Raw genomic sequence first — 23912 nt, forward strand, 5'->3', positions numbered from 1 at the left:
CGAATGCGCTTTCTGTCTTGCTTTACTTAATAAGTTTTTCTTATCACCTTGTTTTGCGAAGACCCACTGAAACATCGATTTCGCCAACCTCGAGATAGGGATCTCGACGTAACGACGCTTCGATATTTTGAGAAATTTCAGCATCGGACGGACGAGTTTCCGGTTCGACGTCGATGTTGTTTTCCACCTGCCAGACGCCCATCGTATTACTGGCATCTTGAGCGGCGGCCAGCTTCGCTTTTAAGTTGTCCACCGTTCCTGCGAGGACGGCGACGCCGTTATCGACTTCAACGCCGATCTCGAAGGAGGAAAGGCGCGGATCGTACGATGACGCATCTTCGATCGCCGCTTCGATTTCGCGATCGGTGGCGTCGATCGGGGAGATGCGATCGCAAGGGCTGACTTAACGACCGCATCTGTCTACAGACCCCACACCCCAACTGTAAAAAAAGCCCTACACCCGCACGTCTACCAAAAGAAAGACTGTTTCCTCGTTCGATCGAGATAGATTCGGCGATCGAGGGAAATTGCAAAGAAATGTATCGTTTGGGGAAAAATCTGTTACTGTTGCAAGCAAACAGATTAAACGCTACTGGTAACGTCAGCGAAGAGGTCAAGAATGCGAATTCTATTTGTCGCGGCAGAAGCAGCACCACTGGCAAAAGTCGGTGGAATGGGTGACGTTGTGGGCGCACTGCCCAAATACCTACGCAAATTGGGACACGACGTCCGCGTGTTTATGCCCTACTACGGCTTTTTGCCCGACAAAATAGAAATTCCTCAAGAGCCGATTTGGTGGGGATACGCCATGTTCCAATCCTTCGCCGTTTACGAAACCACGCTTCCCAAGAGTGACGTTCCCCTCTACCTGTTCGGACATCCCTCGTTCGTGCCGCGCCGCGTGTATTACGGCGACGACGAAGACTGGCGGTTCACCCTGTTCGCCAACGGTGCGGCGGAATTTTGCTGGAACTACTGGAAACCGGACATCGTTCACTGTCACGACTGGCATACCGGCATGATTCCCGTGTGGATGAGACAGTCACCGGACATTACCAGCGTGTTCACCATTCATAACTTGGCCTATCAAGGGCCTTGGCGTTGGTATCTCGATCGCATTACCTGGTGTCCGTGGTATATGCAGGGTCACAACACGATGGCGGCAGCCGTGCAGTTCGCCGATCGCGTCAACACCGTTTCCCCCACCTACGCCCAGCAAATCCAAACCGTAGAATACGGCGAGAAAATCGAAGGATTGCTCTCCTTCATCAGCGGCAAACTCAGCGGCATTCTCAACGGCATCGACACCGAAAGCTACGATCCCGAAACCGATCCCCACTTGGTGCAGAACTTCACCGCCGACACCATCGAAGATCGCAAACCGAACAAAGTCGCCCTGCAAGAAGAACTCGGCTTAGAAGTCAACGCCGAAACGTTCCTCATCGGTATGGTGACGCGACTCGTCGAACAAAAAGGCATCGACTTACTACTGCAAATTCTCGATCGCTTCATGGCGTATACCGATTGTCAGTTCGTGTTGTTGGGAACCGGCGAACGATATTACGAGACGCAAATGTGGCAACTCAGCACCCGCTATCCAGGGCGCATGGCCAGTTACTTACTCTATAACGACAGTCTCGCCCGTCGCATCTATGCCGGAAGCGATGCCTTCATGATGCCGAGTCGCTTCGAGCCGTGCGGTATCAGTCAAATGCTGGCGATGCGCTACGGTTGCGTTCCCATCGTCCGCCGTACCGGAGGATTGGTCGATACCGTCTCCCACCACGATCCGATGGGCGAACAGGGAACCGGGTTCTGTTTCGATCGCTACGAACCCCTCGACCTGTACACCTCGCTAGTTCGGACGTGGGAAAGCTTCCGCTACAAAGATCGCTGGCAAACGCTCCAACAACGGGGAATGCGTCAAGACTTCAGTTGGGACAAGTCGGCGTTAGCCTACGACAACCTCTATCGCAGCATTTACGGACTGCCCCCGCGTACAGAGGAGGACGTGCGAAAGGAGCAAGCTCAAACGTCCGAAGAAACAGCCGTCGCTAACTCCTAACGTCAGACAGAACGGGCGATCGCTCGGTTGTCACTCGCCATAGAAAAACCCCGAAATCTGTAAGATGCCGGGGTTTTTCTGCATTCGGAGACCGAACTTGACAGCGCAGCTATTGCGCCCACAAAATCAAGCCCATTTCGTGAGGATTGCTCAACCCCGGATGGTCGGGCAGCACCCGTAACGACAGCCCTTGTAAACCGCTGACGTTGTAGGCAATTTCAGCCCGATAGAGACTGCGATCGCCCTCTTTCCCGCAATATTCCATCGCTACCGGCGTTCCGTTAATAATATTGCCGCGATCGTCGACTTCCCCGCGATACAGCTCCACCGTCACGTCTTCAGGTTGTAACGCAGCCAAATCGAGCCAAGCTTTCACGAAAATCGGTTGGTTGACCTGTACGTCTGTCGAATCGGAAATCTCGACCGAATCGATCTTCATCTCGTACCAATCCCGTTCGACGCGGTGTTTCCACTGCGCTAGTTCCTTGGCTGGTTGACAGCGATCTTCCGTCATCGCCACATAGCGATCGCTCAACACGAAATAAGCGCGCCGTGCGTAATCCTTCACCATTCGCGCCGTATTGAACGTCGGACAGTTGAGGCGAACCGCATCCTTCATTTTCGTTACCCAACCGTGGGGGATCTCGTCGGCGTCGCGATCGTAAAACAGCGGAATCACTTCTTTCTCGAGGAGATCGTAGAGATCGTTGGCTTCGACTTCGTCTTGATAGTTGGGATCGTCGTACATTTCCCCGTGACCGATCGCCCAACCCGTGCGAGCGTAATCGGCCTCGTCCCACCAACCATCGAGAACGCTGAGATTGGGCAACCCGTTCATCGCCGCCTTCATGCCGCTAGTACCCGAAGCTTCCCGAGGACGGCGCGGCGTGTTCAACCAGACATCGCATCCGGCCACCATCAACCGCGACATTTCAATATCGTAGTTCGGCAAGAACACTAACCAATCGTGCATCCCCTCATCGCGAGCCGTGTGAACGATATCGCGGATCAGTTCTTTTCCCGGCATATCCTTCGGGTGAGCTTTCCCCGCAATGACGAACTGCACCCGGCGATCGGCATGGTTCATCATGCGTTTGAGGCGATCGAGATCTCGCAAAAACAGCGTCGCCCGCTTGTACGTCGCAAAGCGGCGAGCGAACCCGATCGTCAACACCCCCGGATCGAGAACGTCTTTGGCCTGTTCGATTTCCTTCAGAGACGCACCCCGTTCTTCGAGACATTTCACCAGCCAATCCCGCGCGAACACGACTAATTCCGCCCGACGTCGTTCGTGGTTGCGCCAGAGTTCCTCATCGGGAATCGACAGCACCCGCCGCCAGAGTCGTTCCTTATTCGCCCCGCTCGTCGACCATTCCGGACCGAGATAGCGATCGTAGAGTTCCTGCGTTTCCTTCGCCACACACGATCGCGCGTGGACGCCGTTCGTAATCGAGGTCACGGGGACTTCTTCAGTCGGTAACGCATTCCAAAGATGCTGGAACATCGCCCGAGACACCTTACCGTGTAGCTTGGCGACGCTGTTGATAAATCCCGACATCCGAATCGCGAAAATTGCCATGTTGAACGGTGCCGAAAAATCTCCCGTATTTTCCCGTCCGAGGGCGAGAAACTCTTCCCGCGACAGCCCGAAAATCTCAGCGTAGTGTCCCAAATAGTGCATCACCATCTCGGCGGGGAACAGGTCGAAACCAGCGGGGACGGGCGTGTGAGTGGTGAACATACTGCTCGAAACCACCACCTGTTCGGCCGCTTCAAAACTCAGCCCCTCCTCTTGCATCAACATTCGCATCCGTTCGAGCGCCATAAACGCCGAGTGGCCTTCGTTCATGTGATAGGCGGTCACGTTCAACCCCAAGGCTTTGAGGAGTTTGACCCCTCCAATGCCGAGCATGATTTCTTGATGGATGCGGAGGTCTTTATCGCCACCGTAGAGTTGGTCGGTGATGTCTTGGTCGTATTGGCTGTTGGGTTCGATGTTGGTATCGAGCATATAAAGCGATACCGTTCCCACTTGGACTCTCCAGGCGCGGGCGTACACCGTCCGACCGGGATAATCGACTGAAATCCTCAGTTCGCTGCCATCGGGATTGCGGATCGGATGTAGCGGTAAGTTATAAAAGTCGTTGATCGGATAGCGTTCCTGTTGCCACCCGTCGGCGTTGAGGTATTGAGCGAAGTAGCCTTCTTGATAGAGCAGACCGACCCCCACTAGAGGCAAACCGAGGTCGCTGGCAGATTTGAGGTGATCGCCCGCCAAGACGCCCAAACCTCCCGAGTAAATGGGAAGGGCGCGACAGAGTCCGAACTCTGCTGAGAAATAGGCGTAGTATTCAGAATCGCTACCTTGCTTCTCCCGCTCCTTGCCTCGTTGTTGGCGATACCAAGGGCGGTTGGTGAGGTAGTCGTCGAGTTGCAGGGCGGCGCGGTTCATGTGGGCGATAAACCCTTCGTCTTCAGCCACCTCTTGCAGTCGCTGTTGAGAAATCGTCCCCAGCATCAAAACGGGGTTGTGGCGGCTCGATTCCCACAGGTCGCGATCGAGCCGTTGGAAGAGATCTTTCGTGTCGGTATTCCAGTCCCAATGAAGGTTATACGCCAGTTTGCGTAAGGGTTCGAGTGTATCGGGAAGAGACGGCGAAACGTTAAATTTATAGATCGGTTGCATAGGAATTTCCAAAGAGCGATCGCAACTGCTCTCATTGTTGCGTCATGCTTTGAAGAGAAGGCGGCTTTTTAACACAAGCTTTTTGTTTGCAACCGAACCCTTCTCAGAAAACAGTCGCCAGTCACCAGTCGCCAGTGAAGACAGTTAACAGATAACAGTTTCTCCCCCTCTCCCTTTCTCCCCCTCTCCCCTTCTCCCCTTCTCCCCTTCTCCCCCTCTCCCTTTCTCCCCCTCTCCCCTTCTCCCCCTCTCCCTTTCTCCCCCTCTCCCTTTCTCCCCCTCTCCCCTTCTCCCCCTCTCCCCCTCTTCCTTTCTCCCCCTCTTCCCTGAAACTTGCTCCTCACCTCAAAGATACCGAGATTCTTGAAGTTGCGCGATCGCCTCGGGGGGAAGAGGTTTGGCGAAAAAATAACCCTGAGCGAAATCGCAACCGAGACGAGCTAAGCGATCGCGCTGTTGGGCTGTTTCGACCCCTTCGGCGATGACTTTGAGGTTCGTCGCCCGTGCGAGGGCTAAAATCGCCGGAACTAACCCGAACTGCTCGGGGTTGACCTCGGTATTCTGCACGAAGGATTTATCGATTTTGAGGATGTCGACGGGGAAACGGTGGAGATAGCTCAACGAAGAATATCCCGTTCCGAAGTCATCGATGCTCACTTGAATCTGACGCTGTTTGAGGTGTTGGAGAACGGACAGCGTGCGCTGAGAATTCTCCATCAGGGCGGTTTCGGTGATTTCGAGCTTCAAACATTTCGGGTCGAGACCCGATCTCGTCAAAATGTCATCGAGACTGTCGAGAAAGTCCGGGCGCACGAACTGGCGCATCGAAAGGTTGACGCTCACCGACACCGATCGGGACAACACCCCCGCTTGATGCCAGCGACGGAGTTGGCCGCAAGCTTCTTCGAGAACCCACGCCCCGATCGCTTCGATCTGACCGGTTTCTTCTGCCAACGGCACGAATTCGACTGGCGAAACGTTACCTCGTTGGGGATGAACCCAACGCAGCAAAGCTTCAAAGGCAGATAGCTCGCCAGTTTGCAAGTTTACGATCGGCTGGTAGTGCAAGGAAAACTCACAGGCGTTGCAGGCTCGGCGCAAGTCGTTTTCGAGTTGCAAGCGTTGCACGGCCGAGGCGTGTAGTGTCGGGTCGAACTGATGATAGCGACAGCCACCGAGGAATTTAGCACGGTACATGGCTGCATCGGCGTTGCGTAACAGTTCTTCGGGGGGGCAACTGGCCGCTTGCGTCCAGGCGATGCCGATGCTGGTGTTGATAAAAATCGAATGGTGGGACAAGTCAAACGGCTCGGTGAGAGCGTCGAGGATGCGTTGCGCCACGACCGTCGCACGCGTTGAAACATTTGAAGCCGTGAAGGAAACGATAAACTCGTCACCCCCCCAACGGGCTAAAAAGCAATCGGACGGTAAGGTGGCGCGAAGTTTGGCGGCGATCGCTTTGAGGAGTTCGTCGCCGATGGTGTGTCCGAGGGAGTCGTTGACGATTTTGAAGCGATCGCAATCGACGAACAGCACGGCCGCGCCTCGATCGTTATCGTTTGGCAAGGCGGCGATCGTCTCACAAAGATGTTGGTTCAACCGAACGCGATTGGGTAAATCGGTGAGGTTATCGTAAAACGCCATCTGTGCCAGACGGTCTTGAGTCTGTTTGCGGGCGTGAATTTCTTCGAGGAGTTCTTGGTTGGTCGTTTCGAGGAGACGAGCGTGCTGTTCGAGCTGTGCGGTTCGTTCGCGCACGCGCTGTTCTAAGTCGGCGTTGAGTTGTCGGATTTTGCGTTCGGTGGCTTTTAACTTGAGTTGGTTCTGCACGCGCACCAGGACTTCTTCGAGTTGGAACGGTTTAGTAATATAGTCGGCAGCCCCGAGCGAAAAGGCTTTGACTTTATCGAAAGGATCGTTGAGGGCGCTGAGAAAAATCGCCGGAACGTCTCGGGTTCGCTCGTCGGCTTTGAGCGTTTCGCACACGGCGTAACCGTCGAGATCCGGCATCATGATATCGAGCAAAATGAGGTCGGGGGGAGCGGTTTGGGCTGAAGCCAGTGCCAGCTTGCCGTTGAGGGCTTTGCGAACGCGATACCCCTGCTTCGATAACATACTCGAGAGCAGGCGCAGGTTGTTGGGGGTGTCGTCTACGATGAGAATCTCGTAGGTGGGGCGATCGTCAGCAGTCATGGATTTCGTTCGGGTCGCGTGTCGTCAGGTCGATGAAGTTCAGGATGCGATCGAAGCGAAAGTTTCGCGCCCAATCGCTTAACGTTCGCGCGAGAGAGGCTTCGGTTTCGGGGAGTTCGGCCGCTAACTCGAAAACGCTATCGTCACTCCCTTGGAGAGCGGCGTCGTGCAAACGCTCGAGCCATTCGGCAGGGATGCGATCGCACTCTATTGTCCGATCTCCTTGGAATTCGATCGAGTCCCGCTCGTCGGTTTCAGACAACGATTCCTTTACGAGATCGTCGCTGAGATCGCCAGAGTCGTCGGCGTACTGGACGCCGAGATGTTGCTGGATTTTCGCCAAAATTTCGGCCGCTCGATAGGGTTTTCGCACGAAGTCGTCGCATCCGGCGTCAAGGACGGCCTGTCGTTCGTCTTCAAAGGCACTGGCGGTCAGTGCGATAACGACCGTCTCGCACCCGTTGGAGGCGTTTTTGATGGTACGGGTGGCTTCGTAACCGTCGAGAACTGGCATTCGCATATCCATCCAAACGAGATGGGGTTTCCATTCTCGCCAGCAGTCAACGGCCGCTCGACCGTTTTCGGCTTCCCGCACGTCAAAGCCAACGGTTTTTAACAGTCGGACTAACAAGCTGCGATTGGTGGGTTCGTCTTCAGCGACCAGAATCCGATAGATGGTTTCGTTTGGAGCGAGAACGGTCAAGCGGTGGGGCAACTCTCCCTCAGAGACGAGATCGCTGGCGATCGCCAGTTTGACTCGAAGGTCGAAGAAAAACCGAGATCCCCGGCCGACCTGGCTTTCGACCTGCATTTCTCCCCCCATTAATCGGACGAAACGCCGCCCGATGGTCAGTCCCAAACCGGTGCCGCCGGTGGTCTGGAGACCCGTGCTAGTTTGGACGAACGGCTCGAACAACAACGCTCGCTCGTCCTCGCTGATGCCGGGGCCGGTATCTTCAACGGCAAAGTGAAGCACGCAGGAGGCGGCGATCGGATCGAGCGATCGCAGGCGTACCTCGAAGGTGACGCTCCCGGTTTCGGTGAATTTGAGGGCGTTTCCTAACAGGTTGACGGCCACTTGTTGGAGTTTGCGATCGTCGGCTCGGATAAATTGAGGAACGGTTTCTTCAATGTCGAAGTGAAGCCTCAGTCTTTTACTCTGTGCTTTCAGGTGTAGCATACTGGCTAAGCGATCGCAGAATCGGTACAGGTCGAAATTACGTTCTTCGAGTTCGACGCGTCCGGCTTCGATTTTAGACATATCTAAAATTTCGTTGACCAAGTCGAGCAGGTGTTCGCCGCTCCCGGCGATCGTTTCGAGATGTTGTCCCTGCTCGGAAGCACTCGAAAACTGTCGCTGCAACAGTTGTGTAAAGCCGAGAATCGCGTTGAGGGGCGTTCGCAGTTCGTGGCTCATGTTGGCCAGAAATTCGCTTTTGGCCCGGTTTGCGGCTTCGGCCGTTTCCTTAGCTTGCTGGAGTTCGACGGCTTGCTGCTGGGTTCGCGCCAGCAGTTCGGCTTGTTGTACGGCGACGCCGAGTTGCGAGCCGATTTGCACGACGATTTTGATGTTGGCGGCCGTCCACTGGCGCGGTCTGTCGTTTTGGTAGGTGGCCAGCAGTCCCCAGAGGGTTTTTCCGCAAAAAATCGGCACGATAATATAAGCCCGAGCCTCGAGCTGTTCGAGGAGTTCGAGATAGCAATCGTCGAATCCAGCGTGGTAGATGTCGGTGACGGCGCGATAGGTTTTGCCTTGGCGGTAGAAGCTACCTTGGGTTTCTTGAAGATAGGTGTCTTGGACGATATCGTCGGCACTTTCGAGGATACTGGCCGCACAGCCGACGCGCTGGACGGCAACGCGAGTCAGTTTCGGATGTAGGTTGGCGGTATCGATGAGGGGGTGGTACGTTTGGATGACGGATTCGGCGACGTAGGTTCCACTCCAGTCGGGGAGAAAGCGGTAGACGAGAACGCGATCGCACTCGAGAGCGTTTCGGAGTTCTTCGGTGGTGGCGCTGAAGATCTTCTCGAGGTCGAGCGTTTTTCTCATGCGCGTGATGATGCGGGCGATGGCTCGTTCGCGAGCGGCGCTTTCTCGTAAGGCCGTCTCGGCCTGTTTGTGATCGCTGATGTCGATGTGGGAGCCAGTCATACGGATGGGGCGTCCGGTGTCGTCCCAACAGGCGCGGCCTCTCGTGAGTATCCATTTGTACCGTCTGTCTTTGCACTGCATTCGGAATTCGACGGTGTAATCGGTTTGTTGTTGGAGATGGGTGGCGATCGCGTTGCGGACGGTGGCGATGTCGTCGGGATGGAGGCGCGTCCAAAATTCGCCCGGGTCGTCGGCGATTTCGTCGTCTTCGTAGCCGAGCAGTTTTTTCCATCCGGCGGAGAAAAACACGCGATCGCTTTGTAGGTCCCAGTCCCAAATGCCTTCGTTGCTCCCTTGGACGGCCAGTTGCCAGCGTTCTTCGCTCCGGCGCAGGGCAGTTTCGGCGTCTTGGCGCTGGAGGATTTCTGTTTCGAGGTGGGTGTTGGTCTCGAGCAGTTCGGTGGTGCGATCGCGCAAGTCTTGGGTGGCGTCTCGTACTCGCTGTTCGAGGCGATCGTAGGCTTGGCGCAGGGCGGCTTCAGCCTCTTTGCGGTGCTGGATTTCGCACTCGAGTTGTTGGTTGATGGTTCGCAGTCGTTCGGGACTCGGCAATGCAAGGGCTTGGGGAAGCAAGGGAACGAGGGTGAGGGCAGTGTAGAGAGACACTAATCCGGTAACGGCTTTGACGCTGCCAGAGAGCCAGTAGGCGGGATGCCACAGCGTCCAGACTTCGAGCAGATGGCCGGTTCCGCAGGCGACGATAAACGCGCCGAACAGCCAAAATACACTGCGGAAGGGAACGTCTTGACGTTGACGCACGAAGTAGACGAGAAGGCCGGGAATGGAATAGTAAGACAGGGCGATGAGACTGTCGCTGAAGACGTGCAACCAGACGAGGGGTGTTTGCCAGAGGTAACACTGGCCGTGCGGCATATATTGAGTTGGCGACAGGAGCGATTCGAGAGCGGTCCACATAGAACGTCAGTCAGAGGTGGCAACAACAGAGCGTTAAATCTTGGTTCTATTGTCTGGTAGTTCTGGGAACCCGATCTCTTTAAAAATCTGTTGTCTTTTAAAGTTTTCGTGAATTTTATGAGTTGGATCGATATTTTCTCGGGAACTTTCGCTTGAAACTGGTTTGAAATTTAGCGAAATTCACTGAGGCGATCGCTCGAACTCGCTTTCTAAAATGAGAGTGTTTCTAGGGTGTATTGGGATACTGAAAGCCTCAACAACGGTTTTTCAGTGTAAAAAAACTGATGTTCGTTCCCACTTCTTCGTCTGTGGTTCGCGACAGTGCCGAAACCATCGCACAAGGTGCGATATTACTGCTCAATACTCGCAGTCACGTTCTTCGGCGGTTGTTGCGGTGTTATTGGGTTTGGCAAGTTCCAGGGCTGAGTGGCTGGGTCGTTCGGTTAGCGTTACAGTCTTATAGAACGCAGCCGTTTACCTGTCCCTGCCGGTATTCGGATATTGTCGAGGTCGCCCGCTTGTTACTCGGCGATCGCGACTCTGTTAAACCTCTGGCAGCAAGGCAGTCGAGCTTGAAGTCGGCGTTCGAGGAAATCGAGCGCAATGCTTGGCTGCGTCCGGCCGTTTTGAGCTATTTTGCCGATCGCCTGCGAGAGTCCGAACGTCCGGTGCGTTTTTGACCGTTTTCTTTGGGGTTTCTCTCTTCTTTTCTTTCTCTCTCTACGTCGAAATCCCTCGAGGCTAAGCGTTCGAGGGATTTTCTTATTTCTGAGTCGCAAGTGCGACTTAATGGAGCTAAGCGGATTCGAACCGCTGACCCCCTCAATGCCATTGAGGTGCTCTACCAACTGAGCTATAGCCCCGTCCGACGATTTACTATTATGCGCGAAGCTTCGACCGTTTGTCAAGAGGTTTCGGAATTTTTTTTTCGGACTGGCGATCGTCACGCCATTTGGCTGAGATAGCCGACGTAGTGGCTCATAAGGAAGTATACCGTCATCATGGCAGCAGCGGCAGCAGCCACGAGCGTTCCCGCAAACATCAAAGAAAATTCTCGATGTTCGATCGCCTCTTGCATTAGATGTAGCGACCAGGCGACCAAGGCCACCACGACGAACAGAATTACGATCATCGATTTGCCGAGCGGGACTCATTTACTTGACATATCTTAACACAATTGATTCGAGAAGGTGGGGGGTGAAGCAAGAAAGTCAAAACTCTCGCAACCCCCGATATGTCAAGCGATCGCGCCGCTCTAAGATTTAGGTCGATCGCACCGTCACCGCGCGATCGGCTAAGTATTTCTTAATCTCGTCCACACTCAACTGACCGTAGTGCAGTAACGACGCTAATAAAGCCGCCTCTGCTTTCCCTTCCGACAGGGCTTCGTAAATGTGCTGACAGTTTCCCGCCCCTCCCGAGGCAATGACGGGAATTTCCACCCGTTCGGCGATCGCCCGCGTCAGTTCTAAATCGTACCCCGCTTGGGTTCCGTCGGCATCCATACTCGTGACCAACAGTTCCCCCGCGCCCCGCTTCGCCACTTCTTCAGCCCACTCGAGGGCGTCGATTCCGGTATTTTCCCGACCACCGCGCACGTAAACGTCCCAACCCGGATTTGTCAGGTCTTTACGGCGTCTGGCATCGATCGCCACCACAATACACTGATTACCAAAGCGATCGCTGGCACGGTTGATAAACTCAGGGTCGCGTACGGCCGACGAATTAATACTGACTTTATCCGCCCCCGCCCGTAACAAACTTTTAATGGTTTCTAAGGATTGAATGCCGCCGCCGACGGTCAGGGGAATAAAAACTCGTTCGGCGGTGCGGTACACCACATCGATGATGATATCTCGTTCTTCGTGGGTGGCGGTGATGTCCAAAAACACCAACTCGTCCGCCCCGGCGTCGTTATAAGCTTGTGCCAACTCGACCGGGTCTCCCGCGTCCTGTAAATCGACGAAGTTGACCCCCTTAACCACCCGTCCGGCACTCACGTCCAAACAAGGTAAAATCCGTTTCGCTAACATACTTTCAAATTTCGATATTTGGGAACAGCGCCAGACGCGCCCCGAGACGCGACGCTCAACCAGCGTGAACTACCACTCATCATCGCGAGGCGATTGATGAGTGGCTTCCAGCTTCAGTGGGAATTGCCTCGGGAAGCGTCGAACGAATTCGACCTCCCTTTGGCCTTACATTCCCTCCACTGGCAGAAGCCCCGGTTCCCGAGGCCCAGATCCGCAAGCCTTCGTTTTTGAGATTGATTGCCGCATTGATGTCTCGATCGTGAATCTGCCCACATTGCGGACATTCAAACGACCGCACGTCAAGTCCCATCTTGGGAAGCGGTAATAGAGTTTCCGAGCAAAGGTGAGTGCTAGGAAAGAATCGATCGACTTCTAGATAGACTTTCCCATCTGCCTCAGCCTTGTATTTGAGCATCGTCGAAAACATACCCCAACCCACATCGCCGATCGCTTGTGCGAGGCTGTGATTCCTGACCATGTTCTTAACTGCCAGATCTTCCACCACAATCACTTGGTTTTCGTTAACTACCTTGCGGGATAGCTTGTGGAGAAAATCGGCTCTGGAGTTGGCAATCTTGCTGTGAACCCGCGCCACGAGCCGTCTAGCTTTTTGGCGAGAGTTCGAGCCTTGTTGCTTCCTCGACAGTTTTCGCTGTTTGCGTTTGAGGTTACGCTCGTGCTTCTTGAGGTGACGGGGATTGTTGTATTTTTCACCGTCAGAAGTCACGGCAAAGTGTTTCAACCCTAAGTCGATGCCAATGGCTTTGCCATCGGCATTGGGTTCGGGTTTTTCCGAACCGTCGTCGATAAGGATTGAAGCGTGATAGCGTCCGTCAGGATTACGACTGACGGTTACAGTTTTGATTGTCCCTTCAAACCAACGATGAACGCGACAGTACACCTCTCCAATCTTGGGAAGGTGTAACCGATCTCCGTCGAGTCTGACGTTTTGCGGGTATTGAAGGGATTGCCGCCTGTGCTTGCTTTTGAATCGTGGATAACGAGCGCGTCTTTCAAAAAAGTTGACAAACGCTCTCGACAAGTTCAATACCGAACTTTGCAAGCATTGAGAATAGGTGTCTCCCAGCCATTCCAATTCTTGCTTCCATTGGGGAAGCATTTTTTTGAGTTCCATCCCCGAGATGCCTTTCCCGGTTTGGCGGTAGGCTTCCGTCGTCAGTTGCAGAGAACGGTTCCACACAAAACGGCAGCAACCGAAGGCTTTCGCCAGGGCAACTTCCTGCTCCCCCGTGGGATAGATTCTCAGCTTGACGACTTTCATTAGAGGAAACAAAACTCGTGTTAAAAACAGTATAGTAGATCGAACGGCTTACCCGCCACTTTGCCGCCGCGTACAGGCTGCGCTTCAATCGGAGATTAGAAACGCAGGATTCTCGCGGGATTGCTAAACCAAACTCAGCGACATTAACTCGTCCGCCATCTCGAAATTCGAGGTGACGTTCTGCACGTCGTCGAGATCTTCGAGGGCGTCCATCATTTTTAACAGCGATCGCGCTCGATCTGCGTCGGTGACTTCAACAGTATTGCTAGGAATCCAACAGAGTTCGGCGCGATCGACCGTAAACCCCGCCGCTTCGAGGGTATTGCTCGCCCGTTCCAGATTTTCGACGGTAGTATAGACTTCCGCCCCTGGCGTGTCTTCTTCGATTTCCGTGAGTTCGTAGGAATCCGCCTCGGCTTCTAGCGAGACTTCTAACAGCTTGTCTTCGTCGATGTCTCCCGAGAGGGTAACGACTCCCTTGCGATCGAACATCCAACTGACACAGCCGGTTTCCCCGAGGTTTCCACCGTTTTTACTGAACGCCACGCGCACGTCCGCCGCCGTGCGGTTGCGGTTGTCCGTCAGGGCCTCGATAAGAACCGCCACGCCGCCGGGGCCGTAGCCTTCATAGCGAATGGCTTCGAGGGCGTCACCGTCACCGAAGGTTCCCGATCCTTTGGCGATCGCCCGTTCGATGTTGTCGTTGGGAATTCCCGCTGCTTTCGCCTTGGCTACGGCGTTTCGCAATTGGAAATTTGCCTCGGGATCGGGCAAGCCGCTACGGGCCGCGACGATAATTTCCCGAGAAATCTGCGTGAATATTTTACTTTTTGCCGCATCGACACGGGCTTTGTGGCGTTTGATGTTTGCCCACTTACTATGTCCAGCCATAACCTCTCGATCGCGCGATCGATCGTCTCAGGAGATCGATCGGCCTCTCTCACTTTTCAGTAAAACGTTAATAAAATAGCAACAATCGAAACAGGTACGACAACACCGTGACCGCGCAGGCGATGGCGAACTGTCCCGGTAACGGTTGCCAAGAATATAGGTTCGCCGACGCCCACCATTGGGAAAACGACGGCTGCAACAGGGCTGCATACAACAACCCCACGAGATGCACCGTAGCCAACCCCGCCAAACAACTGATTCCCAAAAACTCCACGCGACAGGGTTTTTGAAATGCCAACCACCCGCACGCCCAAGCCCCCGGAATAAAGCCGAGGAGATAGCCGAAAGACGGTTCGCTCAAATACCCCAATCCGCCCCCTTGGGCGAAAACGGGAAACCAAGGGGTCAATCCGAGGGTGACGTAGGCAATTTGCGAAAGCGCCCCAGCATTTTTACCGCCGAGACAGCCGACTAGCAATACGGCACCGATTTGATACGTCACGCCCAGGGAAACCGTTTGAGTCGTGTCTTGGGTCAAACTTCCCAACGGGTTGGCAACGGAAGCCTCGACCATCGTACCGAGAATGGTGAGGAACAACCCGATAAACGCCCAAAGTAGTTCGATGGGTTTGCTCAAGAGTCGCGCCCTCGAAACCTGTTTGAAATGGCGAACCGCTCGATATTGTACCAGTGGATATGGGTCTCGAACGGTTCGTCTTCGAGAACGTTGTTCTTTAACTCGACGTTCTCAGTTGGGGAATTAAGCGTCTTTGTCGCTATCGTCAGACGCATCGGTGTTAATTTTCGGAACGATATTCGGCCGTTCTGACCCTTCCCAACCCGCAGGACGTTTGGAGTTATACCAGGCGATCGAGCCGCCCACGACAGCCGCGATGAATCCGACAACATACACTAATGTAAATGCCAAAGGAAAGCCCGATTCGGATTTTACGGCCGCTTCCATCAATAGGTTTTCTAACATAAATCCCTCAAATTCACCGATTTGTTCGCGTGGATGTTAAACTTGCATATTTTATCAAGTTTTGTGCTTTGATTTAACGGTCGGGATCGCGCTGAGGAGCGATCGCCTCTCCATCTATCGCCTCGGGTGGCGGTTCGGACTCCGACGGAGAAATCAGTTTTTCTGGGGGAATCGTGGGCGTCGGCGGTGTGTTTCGGAACGGTTCGGGTTTCGTGGGTTCGTTGAATTCCGGTTTCGATAAATCGTAATGACGCTCGAAATATTCTGGCGTCCCGTACTCTAAGGACGGATCGGGGGTTTTGACCCGAACGCTGTCCCCGGCTTGCCCCGGCGTCTCTGGATTTAACCAACCGCCCTCGTCGGAAGAGGTTTGAGAGGCGTCGCGATCGCCGTTGCGTTCGTCGGGTTTCGCCTCTAATTCGATCGCCCGCGTTTGCAAGTTGGGCAATTCGGGAAAGGCTTCAGCGGGAAACTGAGAGGCGATTTGCGAGACGAACTCGTGCCAAACGGCGGCGGCGGTGCTGCTGCTGCCAAAGGTGGGGGCGTTGTTGTCGTTCCCCAGCCACACCCCCACCGCTAACTGGGGAATATAGCCGATAAACCACAAATCCCGCGCGGCGTCGGAGGTTCCGGTTTTTCCCGCCACGGGGCGATCGCTCAATTTGGCCGGTCGTCCGGTGCCCGAACTCACCACTTGCTGTAACATCCAAGTGACGATGGCGGCACTGTCGGGATCGACGGCTTGGTTCGGTTTGGCTTGGGTTTTGGCGTCGTACAACACCTCGCCTTCGGTATTGACGATGCGGCGAATTCCCGTCGCCGGATAGTGTTTGCCTTTGTTGGCGAGGGTTCCGTAAGCGTTCGTCATTTCGAGTAACGTCACCTCGAACGCTCCCAACGCTAAAGGATAGACTTCTCCTAACTTCGATTCGATGCCCATCGCTTTGGCGACTTTTAGCGTCGGTTCGAATCCCACGTCAGCCAGCAATTTTACAGCAATCACGTTAACCGACTGTGCTAGGGCGTCGTGTAGTGGCATCGCCCCGGAATAACCGCCGCCGAAGTTCTTGGGTTGGTAGCCGTCGATGACGAACGGCGTATCTTTGTAAACATCGTAAGGGGAAAATCCCGCCGCGATCGCTGCGGAGTAAATAATGCCTTTAAACGTCGATCCTGGCTGTCGCAAGGCTTGGGAAGCCCGGTTAAACTGACTGACTTCAAAATCCGTTCCGCCGATTAAGGCTTTAATTTCGCCGTTGCGAGGATCGATCGCCGCTAACGCTGCTTCGCCAAACCCCTCCATCGCCCCCTTCGTCGCCACGGCGTCTCTGACGACGGTTTGGGCGAGTTCCTGCCATTGGGGATCGAGGGTCGTTTCGACGATTAACCCTCCTTTTTCGATTTGTTCGTCCGTCAGGTATTTGGGGAGTTCCTGCCTTACGAACGTCGTAAAATAGGGCATCCGCAGTTGTAACCGCTTCGGCAGACTGGGATCGAGAACCAGGGGTTCGCGCGTGGCCGATCTCGCTTGCGCTGCGCTGATATATCCAGCTTCTGCCATGTCTGCTAATACTTCATCCCGTCGCTGTTTCGCCAGTTGAGGGGAGTTGAGGGGCGAAAAATCGCTGGGGGCGGCGGGAAGTCCGGCAATCAAGGCAATTTCGGAAAGGGTGAGTTCGTTAACGGATTTGGTGAAATACACCCAAGCGGCATCGGCGACGCCGTAAGCCCCCGCCCCGAGATAGACGAGGTTGAGGTATTTTTCGAGGATTTCGGCTTTGGTAAAGCGTTCTTCAATGCGCTGCGCCAGTCGTGCTTCTCGGAGTTTGCGATCGAGGGTAATATCTTGGGTGAGAAAGACCATCCGCGCCAGTTGTTGGGTGATGGTACTGCCCCCTTCGACCCAGTTTCGCGCCCGTAGGTTGGCTCTGGCGGCGCGGGCGATCGCTTTATAATCGATGCCGTCGTGTTCGTAAAATCGGCGGTCTTCTGCGGCGAGAATCGCTTGAATTAAGCGTTTCGGGGCGTATTCGATTTGTAGTTCGTCGTGGGTGATGGGGCCGGTTTGCTGCAAAATCGACCCGTCGGCGGCGAGAATCGTCATCGTACCGCGACGGGCGAAGGTGGAAACGGCGTCGGGATCGAGTCCTTGGAGACTGCGATCGATCGCTTCGAGTTTTTGCCGTCCCCAATATACCGTTCCCCCTGCAACCCCCACGAGACTCAGCGCGATCGCGCCGAAAATCCACCATCCGATTTTGGAACGAGACGAAGGCGGGGGAGGAGAGGGGAACGTTTTCTCGAGCATGAGATTTTCGTTAGAGTCCGGCGTGTCCGATGGCGAGTCCCGTCACCAACATTCCCAAGACGAGGAAGGGTTGGGCACTGGCTTGGTATTTTACGTCGTTTTCGAGGGGATTTCGCATGAAATACATATCTTGGAATGTAATTTGAGGAATCACCAGCAGCATTAATAGAACGGCGTAGGCGTTTTGGTGAATGCTGACGAGATACGCTGCGATTCCGGTTTGGAAAATGTCGATCGACAGGACGCAAATCCAGGCGGCGGGCATGATTCCGAACATCACGGGCAGGGATTTCAGCCCCAGTTGGCGATCGCCTTCGACGCTTTTAAAGTCGTTGACGATGGCAATGCCCAATCCCGCTAGGCTGTAGAACATGGTCAACACGACGATGGTGATGTTGAGTTCGCCAAACAGGGCATGACCGGCACACCAGGGTAAGGTGATGTAACTGGCACCGAGGGCGTAGTTCCCCAACCAGCCGTTTTGTTTGAGTTTCAGTGGCGGCGCGGAGTAAATATAGGCTAAAAACGCCCCGACAACGGCGACGGTGGTAATGGTGGGAAATTCGTTTTCTGCCCAGACATCGAGGCCGTAGGCGAGGGCGAATCCTGCGACGAGTAACACCAGGATTTGCGTCACCACCTGGGGAACGGAAATCGCACCGGAGGGAATGGGGCGATAGGGTTCGTTGATGGCGTCGATTTCGCGATCGTAGAAGTCGTTGAGGGTTTGGGTGTAGCCCGTCATCAACGGCCCGGACAGCAGCATACAAGCCGCCGCCATGAGAACGTTTTCGAGCGTCCAGGTGTACGATCCCGAGGACGCCGCACCGCAGACGACGCCCCAAATGAGGGGAATCCAGGTGATGGGCTTCATCAGTTGCAGGCGAATTTTCCAGATGTTCTGTTCTCCTGCTTCTGCGCCTTTCATCCCCAAAAGCTGACGGGCTTTCGCGCCTCGTGCTTCCGGTTGGGGCGCGTTCTCGGGCGCGTTTTCGGTCGGTGACTGTGGCGTGGGTGGGTTAGACATACGAACTGTTTGCGATCGTGAATGTTGTTAAGGTTGCAAGCATTGTTTCAATACATTATGCAGGCGATCGCCCCTCGAGTTTAAACAAATCTAGGGGATTTTTGCCAAGTATAAAAATATGGGTTATAATAAAGGATTGTATTTATTCAAAAAAATATCCCTTGAGCCAACATCGAGAAGGAAAAGCCAGATTCGAGATCGGCGAGGCGTTTTACCGCCAAACGAGTCAAGTGGGGCGAGATTTAGCGGTGTTGGCGGCGCGGTTGGAAAAGAGCGATCGCGGGTCGTTGCGCGTTCTCGATAGCATGGCCGGATGTGGGGTGCGATCGCTTCGCTACTACTTAGAAGCCGAAGCCGATTGGATTTGGGCCAACGAAGGAAACCCCGACATCAAAGCCGTATTGCGCCACAACCTCAAACCGCTGTTCGACGCCGGACGAGTTCAACTCACCCACAGCGACGCCAATCGCGTCTTTTTCGACTGTTACGCCCGTCGGGACTATTACGATCTCGTCGATGTCGATAGTTTTGGCGCTCCGGTTCCATTTCTCAATACCAGCCTTTGGGCGACGCGACTGGGGGGATTCGTGTACCTTACCAGCACCGACGGACGCACCGCCACCGGCCACGCCGGAGACCAAAGTTTGCGAGTGTACGCCGCCCGAACTCGCGCCCACCCCAGCGCCCACGAACAAGGTTTACGGCTGATTATCGGTGCAGCCCAGCAGCAAGCGGCGACGAAAGGGTTGGGGGTCGAACCGGTGTTTTCGCTGTTTTCTGGTTCCGTATATCGGGTGATGTTGCGCCTGGTGAAACGCCAGCGTTTGAACTCGCAGAATTACGGGTTTTTGGGCTACTGTCACAGTTGCGGCGAATATCGTACTTTGTCTTGGAACGATTTCGGGCGCGTTTCCCCTTGTCCCCAGGATGGAACGCCTTGGGTCGTCAGCGGCCCGATGTGGTTGGGGGCGTTGCACGATACGGCGTATTTAAAAAGGATGCGATCGCTCGCCGAGTCTTGGGGATGGACGAAGCGAGTGAAGCTGTTGGAAATTATGGAAGAAGAAGCGGAGTTACCGCCGTATTTTTATAAGTTAGGAATTCTCGGGAAGCGATCGAACGGCGACATCCCGCCACGGGATAAGTTGATTCGTGGGTTGCGACATTTCGGCTATCGAACCGGACGAACTCATCTGGATTCTCAGGCGATTAAAACCGAGGCCAGTCTGGAAACTTGTGTGTCTCTGGTTATCGATCGATCTTCGGTCGGAACGTCTGAGACTTAAACCTTTGTCGATCGATCTGATACGATTTGGCTGACGGCCCAGAAAACTCTACAGGGGAGCAGAAGACCGAGTCGATTTTACCCAACCTTGAGTTTCTTCATAAGTCATCTTCCGTTCCATACGTCGGGCATCGGAAATCGCAGCTTCTAGTAAGTGTTTCATCTGCACCGCTTCCCCCTCGGCGGCGGCTCGAAAGGCAGCATCCAAGGCAATGTTAACAATATTTCCTCCCGAAACGCTCAAATTAGAAAGCCGTTTGTAATTTAATCCTTGAGTCGAGGTTTGTGGAGGAAACGCTCGCTTCCACATCTGCTGGCGTTGTTCTGGATTCGGAAAGGGAAAGTCTACAGAAAATCGAACCCGCCGCTGAAAGGCTGAATCGATCGAGTCTTTGAGGTTGGTGGTTAAAATGGCGAGTCCGGGATAAGTTTCGAGTCGTTGTAATAAGTAGCTGACTTCTTGATTGGCATATCGATCGCGAGCTTCTTTGTATCTTAGGGTGCATCTCAAAAATGTAAATCTATACGAGAGAATAAGGATTTCAGCCTCCAATTCTCATGTTTTTGCAAAACTGAGATGCACCCCTTTTACGCCTAACACTTGCAAAACTGGGATGCACCCGGTTGTGCGGATTTCCGTGAAACCCAACACCCGATCGATTACGAAAGCTTGTATCCAATGAATTTACATTTTTGAAATGCATCCTTTTCATCTTCCGTTAATGTATGTTATTTTGGTTCCTGACTTAAGGTTTCAAGCCTTTCTTGAAGTTCGTCTGTAAATTTAAATTTAAACAAATACAGATTGCGGACGGGTTGGAGTTGTATACCCGCCTCGACAAACGCAGATGGCTGAATCATCAATTGAGCGTTCATAGTATTTTTTGGAATTCTGGCGATCGAGCCTATTATGTTCTTCTTAAGAATATTGATATTTTGTGATTTTATGCAAGCAATCTAAATAGTTACAAAAATACAGCCAAGGGGAAACCTTGTTCCCGCGATCCAAAATGGTCAGATCTCTTGACCGTGAGTCAATTTTTCTCTTTGGAGGAGTACTCCGTCAATCCAACTGTGAAATGATTCGGGAAAACTACTCCATCTGTCCAGATCTCTGGCATCGGAGTCTAGATCCCCGGCATCTCCAAGATGCCGGGGATCTGGCTTATACAGGAAATCTTTATAGAAAGTTTTCCCGCTTTTTATGACGATCGCCTAGGGAAACCTAACCCAACAACTCGGTCGATCGCTTCACCAAATTCTCCGCCGTAATACCGTTCAACTTCATCACCGCCGCCGCACTCGACGCCGTTTCTCCACGCTTCCACGACACCACATCGCGAGGCGCGTTACTCCGCAACATCACCGGTTCCAACATAGCGCTCGAACCGCCCGTCACAGCAATCAACGCATCGCCGCCAAACAGTTCGGCAAACCCCGCATCGTCGAGGAAACCGCCGTCGGCTTCCGTGCAAGTATCCCACGCCACATCAGACGGACGATATAGGCGACGGGGACTCGTCACGGAAACGATTTTGCTGCCAATCCCTTGGGCGTTCAACTGCTCGATCGCTTCGTACACCGGCAGTAAAATCATGTCGCCGAGAACCGCAAACACCACGGTTTTGTCTCCCGCTCGTTCGTCCAATACAAACGCACCTTTTTCCAAACCTTGACGAGTTTGCTCGAAGGTCGATCGCACCGGTAACGGCGTTTTACTCGCGGTAATTGTAATCCCTTTATTCTTCGTTGAAACCGCCCAGTCGTAACACACCTGAATGCCGTTGGCATCGCAGGGGAACAGCGGAAAAACATTACCATTTCGCATCATCGCGGCGAAATAGTTCTCAATTTCCGGCCGTTGGTGCGTCCAACCGTTGCGCCCTTGTTCTAACGCTCCCGCCGTAAACAGCGTAATCGTCGAAGGCGTGGTGCGGCGCAATTCCGCCATCGCTTGCGTCACCGTTTGCCAAATCGGTAAACCGTTGATAGCAAAGGATTCGTAAGAACACCACAGCGTCCGCGAACCGAACAACGCCAACCCTGCGGCGAGTCCAGCACAGGCGTCTTCGCTGAGGGGTTCGTAAACCTGTCCGTCCGGTTGTTGGTGATAGGTTTCGTCGGTCGTGGGATGGACGATTTTGAGGCCGATGTTAATGTTGTTGATGCCCGAGGCGGCGTTTCCGTCGGCGTTGGTGACGAGGAAGTGGGGGTCTTTTTTGCCCACGTGAACCACCAGTTCGCCCATCGCTGTCGTGGCGACTTTTTTATCCCCACCGACGGGAAACTCATCGAGGGGCAATTCGCCCAAATCCGGTAAGTCTCGTTCGGATTCGGTGAGAACCACTTTCGAGGCGGTTCCGCCTGCGGCGCGTTCGTAGTTGTTGCGAACCAGTTGCCACGCTTCGGGAGTCAACGCGCGAGCTTTCATGGCGTTGGCGATGTAGTCTTTTTCGGCGGTGTCGCCGGGGTAAAGGTTGTGGGATTGTGCGCCCCGTTTGTGAACTCCCGCCCCTTTGAGTTGTTTGATAATCAGAACCGTCAGGGTTCCGTTGAGGGCAGATTTGGCCGCTTCGTCCACGGCTTCGAGAACGGCTTGGGTAAACGCCATGCGCCCTTCGAGGGAGAAGAGGGTGCTATCGACGTAATCGCTGGTTTGGTTGGAATCGTCATAGTCTTTGGCATCGACGAGGATAATTTCTTGGAAGCCGTTCCCCGCCCAGTATTCGATCGTTTCGTCGTTGGTTTTGGTGGACACCATGCTGTGGTGTTCTTGGCTGTAACCGTTCCAGACGAGGATGGGCAGGAAGTTGGTGACGTTGGGATAAGCGGTGTTGAAGTGACCGAAGCTACTCATGACGTAGGGTTCGCCGATGCCGCCGTCGCCGATGGTGACGGGGAAGAGGACGCCGGGGTTGAGTTTGGCGCCGGCCATCGCGAAATGTTGCCCTTGTCCGAGGGGGCCGGCGGGGTTGAGGAGTCCTGGGATTTGGCCGGAGAGGTGACCGAGGAGTCCGCCGGTTTCGCGGAAGCGATCGCGCAGTTGTTGGACGGTTTCGATGCCCATGTCTTCGAGGGAGCGATCGAGGAAGACGTTGCTGTAAAATCCGGGGGCGTGGTGACCGACTTCGGTGATGATGTTTTTGTGACCCAACATCACGAGCGCGGCGATGGTGTCGGCGATGCTGGCAAATCCGCCGGGGTGGCCGGAGGCTTTGCTCGAGGTCACTTGTAAGGTGAGATAGCGCAGGGCGTCGGCCGCCAGCAGGGTTTGATAGACGGCGGCTTTGTCGCTGGTGGAGGAAATGAGTTTTTCCCCGGCTTTGATGGCCGGTTCTTTGCCGTATTCGTTCCATCCGGGGAGGGATTCGGCGAAAAATTGAATACCTTGACAAAAAGAAGGAATTGTGCTGGGGGCGGCGGGGGTCGCTGCGGTCATAGCGAAATGCTTATCCTCTTCTATATTTGAACGATCTTAAGGGATATTTTACATTTAACGGGGACTTTAACAACATTTAAGTTTCTTAAGTCATCGATCGGCTCTGTGTCCTCTGTGTCTCTGTGGTGAAGACGCCTTGAAACCCAGCTTATTGGAAAAGGATGGAGTATGAATATGTCAGTCAACTTCTCGACGCCGCCTAGAAACCGAAAAAAGAGGCACGCAAAACGTACCTCTTCAAACATGACGCATTAAGTTGAGTTGTCGCTTCACCACCAACCAAGCCTATTGGCTATGGTTGGAGCGCTGCGACGAATCTTGGTAGGAGATTTCGAGCGACTTGGCTCGATCGCTTTTACCCCCCAGCGACAGCCGGGACGATACTCACCTCGTCACCATCGTTGAGAGAGGTTTCTGTATTGTCGAGAAAGCGAATATCTTCGCTATTGACATAAAAATTGAGGAAGCGGCGCGGTTTTCCCGCATCGTCACACAAACGCGCTTTAATCCCAGGACAAGACTCTTCTAAAGCGTCGATGAGTTCCGCCACTGTCTTCGCCTCGCATTCAAGGGTGGCGCGATCGCTGGTGAACTTTTGCAGGGGCGTGGGAATGAGAACTTTAACGGACATAAGTGTTTGGCTTTCTGGAAATC

The 23912-nt window shown here is 54.0% G+C and carries 18 protein-coding genes and 1 tRNA gene; 3 read left to right on the top strand and 16 right to left on the bottom strand.

Annotated features, from left to right (window positions below):
- Positions 1 to 43: 43 nt before the first annotated feature.
- Complete coding sequence (locus tag GEI7105_RS36120) at positions 44 to 385, bottom strand: BON domain-containing protein (RefSeq protein ID WP_083862402.1); 342 nt, start codon at positions 383 to 385, stop codon at positions 44 to 46.
- Positions 386 to 619: 234 nt separating this feature from the next.
- Between GEI7105_RS36120 and glgA the strand changes: the two genes are divergently transcribed.
- On the top strand, positions 620 to 2065 hold the full coding sequence (gene glgA, locus GEI7105_RS0116040) for a glycogen synthase GlgA (protein ID WP_026097707.1): 1446 nt from the start codon (positions 620 to 622) through the stop codon (positions 2063 to 2065).
- Positions 2066 to 2174: 109 nt separating this feature from the next.
- On the opposite strand, the gene glgP is transcribed toward glgA, so the two are convergent.
- From glgP to GEI7105_RS30880, 3 genes are all read right to left on the bottom strand, one after another.
- Positions 2175 to 4751, bottom strand: a complete 2577-nt coding sequence (gene glgP / locus GEI7105_RS0116045; RefSeq protein ID WP_017661451.1) for an alpha-glucan family phosphorylase — start codon at positions 4749 to 4751, stop codon at positions 2175 to 2177.
- Between the two features lie 345 nt (positions 4752 to 5096).
- Positions 5097 to 6944 (bottom strand): two-component system response regulator, encoded by a 1848-nt coding sequence (locus tag GEI7105_RS0116055; RefSeq protein WP_017661453.1) that lies wholly within the window; start codon positions 6942 to 6944, stop codon positions 5097 to 5099.
- Positions 6934 to 10011 (bottom strand): response regulator, encoded by a 3078-nt coding sequence (locus GEI7105_RS30880; RefSeq protein ID WP_017661454.1) that lies wholly within the window; start codon positions 10009 to 10011, stop codon positions 6934 to 6936. Before GEI7105_RS30880 ends, GEI7105_RS0116055 begins: the two co-directional genes overlap by 11 nt.
- 284 nt (positions 10012 to 10295) lie before the next feature.
- Here GEI7105_RS30880 and GEI7105_RS0116065 point away from each other — a divergent pair, with 284 nt between their 5' ends.
- On the top strand, positions 10296 to 10691 hold the full coding sequence (locus GEI7105_RS0116065; protein ID WP_017661455.1) for a hypothetical protein: 396 nt from the start codon (positions 10296 to 10298) through the stop codon (positions 10689 to 10691).
- 110 nt (positions 10692 to 10801) lie between these two features.
- Here GEI7105_RS0116065 and GEI7105_RS0116070 read toward each other — a convergent pair.
- The 9 genes from GEI7105_RS0116070 to chlG form a co-directional block, all read right to left on the bottom strand.
- Positions 10802 to 10874: transfer RNA gene (locus tag GEI7105_RS0116070), tRNA-Ala, on the bottom strand.
- A gap of 80 nt (positions 10875 to 10954) precedes the next feature.
- Positions 10955 to 11143 carry a hypothetical protein gene (locus GEI7105_RS0116075; protein WP_017661456.1) on the bottom strand — a complete coding sequence of 63 codons (189 nt, stop codon included), beginning with the start codon at positions 11141 to 11143 and terminating at the stop codon, positions 10955 to 10957.
- Between the two features lie 130 nt (positions 11144 to 11273).
- The gene (hisF, locus tag GEI7105_RS0116080; RefSeq protein WP_017661457.1) at positions 11274 to 12044 is read right to left on the bottom strand and encodes an imidazole glycerol phosphate synthase subunit HisF; all 771 of its coding nucleotides are present in this window, start codon (positions 12042 to 12044) and stop codon (positions 11274 to 11276) included.
- A gap of 79 nt (positions 12045 to 12123) precedes the next feature.
- Complete coding sequence (locus GEI7105_RS0116085) at positions 12124 to 13326, bottom strand: RNA-guided endonuclease InsQ/TnpB family protein (protein WP_026097708.1); 1203 nt, start codon at positions 13324 to 13326, stop codon at positions 12124 to 12126.
- Positions 13327 to 13449: 123 nt separating this feature from the next.
- On the bottom strand, positions 13450 to 14217 hold the full coding sequence (locus GEI7105_RS0116090) for a YebC/PmpR family DNA-binding transcriptional regulator (RefSeq protein WP_017661459.1): 768 nt from the start codon (positions 14215 to 14217) through the stop codon (positions 13450 to 13452).
- A gap of 67 nt (positions 14218 to 14284) precedes the next feature.
- Positions 14285 to 14854 carry a biotin transporter BioY gene (locus tag GEI7105_RS0116095; RefSeq protein ID WP_017661460.1) on the bottom strand — a complete coding sequence of 190 codons (570 nt, stop codon included), beginning with the start codon at positions 14852 to 14854 and terminating at the stop codon, positions 14285 to 14287.
- A 123-nt stretch (positions 14855 to 14977) separates the two neighbouring features.
- Positions 14978 to 15199, bottom strand: a complete 222-nt coding sequence (gene psb35, locus GEI7105_RS0116105) for a photosystem II assembly protein Psb35 (RefSeq protein WP_017661462.1) — start codon at positions 15197 to 15199, stop codon at positions 14978 to 14980.
- Positions 15200 to 15272: 73 nt separating this feature from the next.
- Positions 15273 to 17507 (bottom strand): transglycosylase domain-containing protein, encoded by a 2235-nt coding sequence (locus GEI7105_RS30885; protein ID WP_017661463.1) that lies wholly within the window; start codon positions 17505 to 17507, stop codon positions 15273 to 15275.
- A 10-nt stretch (positions 17508 to 17517) separates the two neighbouring features.
- Positions 17518 to 18534, bottom strand: a complete 1017-nt coding sequence (chlG, locus tag GEI7105_RS0116115; protein WP_017661464.1) for a chlorophyll synthase ChlG — start codon at positions 18532 to 18534, stop codon at positions 17518 to 17520.
- A 161-nt stretch (positions 18535 to 18695) separates the two neighbouring features.
- Between chlG and GEI7105_RS0116120 the strand changes: the two genes are divergently transcribed.
- Complete coding sequence (locus tag GEI7105_RS0116120; protein ID WP_017661465.1) at positions 18696 to 19820, top strand: class I SAM-dependent methyltransferase; 1125 nt, start codon at positions 18696 to 18698, stop codon at positions 19818 to 19820.
- A gap of 48 nt (positions 19821 to 19868) precedes the next feature.
- Here the strand turns inward: GEI7105_RS0116120 and GEI7105_RS30890 are convergent, their stop codons facing one another.
- The 3 genes from GEI7105_RS30890 to GEI7105_RS0116140 form a co-directional block, all read right to left on the bottom strand.
- Positions 19869 to 20330: an ATP-binding protein gene (locus GEI7105_RS30890; protein ID WP_017661466.1), complete on the bottom strand. Its 462-nt coding sequence runs from the start codon at positions 20328 to 20330 to the stop codon at positions 19869 to 19871.
- 714 nt (positions 20331 to 21044) lie between these two features.
- The gene (locus tag GEI7105_RS0116135) at positions 21045 to 23258 is read right to left on the bottom strand and encodes a phosphoketolase family protein (RefSeq protein WP_017661468.1); all 2214 of its coding nucleotides are present in this window, start codon (positions 23256 to 23258) and stop codon (positions 21045 to 21047) included.
- Positions 23259 to 23613: 355 nt separating this feature from the next.
- Complete coding sequence (locus GEI7105_RS0116140; RefSeq protein ID WP_017661469.1) at positions 23614 to 23889, bottom strand: MoaD/ThiS family protein; 276 nt, start codon at positions 23887 to 23889, stop codon at positions 23614 to 23616.
- Between the last annotated feature and the right edge of the window lie 23 nt (positions 23890 to 23912).

This window comes from Baaleninema simplex PCC 7105 (genome assembly GCF_000332355.1).
Lineage (GTDB): Bacteria > Cyanobacteriota > Cyanobacteriia > Cyanobacteriales > Geitlerinemataceae > Baaleninema > Baaleninema simplex.

Excerpts from the sequence above, each read along its gene's own strand:
- glgA (WP_026097707.1), top strand. The coding sequence starts at position 620 with ATGCGAATTCTATTTGTCGCGGCAGAAGCAGCACCACTGGCAAAAGTC.
- glgP (WP_017661451.1), bottom strand. The coding sequence starts at position 4,751 with ATGCAACCGATCTATAAATTTAACGTTTCGCCGTCTCTTCCCGATACA.
- GEI7105_RS0116055 (WP_017661453.1), bottom strand. The coding sequence starts at position 6,944 with ATGACTGCTGACGATCGCCCCACCTACGAGATTCTCATCGTAGACGAC.
- GEI7105_RS30880 (WP_017661454.1), bottom strand. The coding sequence starts at position 10,011 with ATGTGGACCGCTCTCGAATCGCTCCTGTCGCCAACTCAATATATGCCG.
- GEI7105_RS0116065 (WP_017661455.1), top strand. The coding sequence starts at position 10,296 with ATGTTCGTTCCCACTTCTTCGTCTGTGGTTCGCGACAGTGCCGAAACC.
- GEI7105_RS0116075 (WP_017661456.1), bottom strand. The coding sequence starts at position 11,143 with ATGATCGTAATTCTGTTCGTCGTGGTGGCCTTGGTCGCCTGGTCGCTA.
- hisF (WP_017661457.1), bottom strand. The coding sequence starts at position 12,044 with ATGTTAGCGAAACGGATTTTACCTTGTTTGGACGTGAGTGCCGGACGG.
- GEI7105_RS0116085 (WP_026097708.1), bottom strand. The coding sequence starts at position 13,326 with ATGAAAGTCGTCAAGCTGAGAATCTATCCCACGGGGGAGCAGGAAGTT.
- GEI7105_RS0116090 (WP_017661459.1), bottom strand. The coding sequence starts at position 14,217 with ATGGCTGGACATAGTAAGTGGGCAAACATCAAACGCCACAAAGCCCGT.
- psb35 (WP_017661462.1), bottom strand. The coding sequence starts at position 15,199 with ATGTTAGAAAACCTATTGATGGAAGCGGCCGTAAAATCCGAATCGGGC.
- GEI7105_RS30885 (WP_017661463.1), bottom strand. The coding sequence starts at position 17,507 with ATGCTCGAGAAAACGTTCCCCTCTCCTCCCCCGCCTTCGTCTCGTTCC.
- chlG (WP_017661464.1), bottom strand. The coding sequence starts at position 18,534 with ATGTCTAACCCACCCACGCCACAGTCACCGACCGAAAACGCGCCCGAG.
- GEI7105_RS0116135 (WP_017661468.1), bottom strand. The coding sequence starts at position 23,258 with ATGACCGCAGCGACCCCCGCCGCCCCCAGCACAATTCCTTCTTTTTGT.
- GEI7105_RS0116140 (WP_017661469.1), bottom strand. The coding sequence starts at position 23,889 with ATGTCCGTTAAAGTTCTCATTCCCACGCCCCTGCAAAAGTTCACCAGC.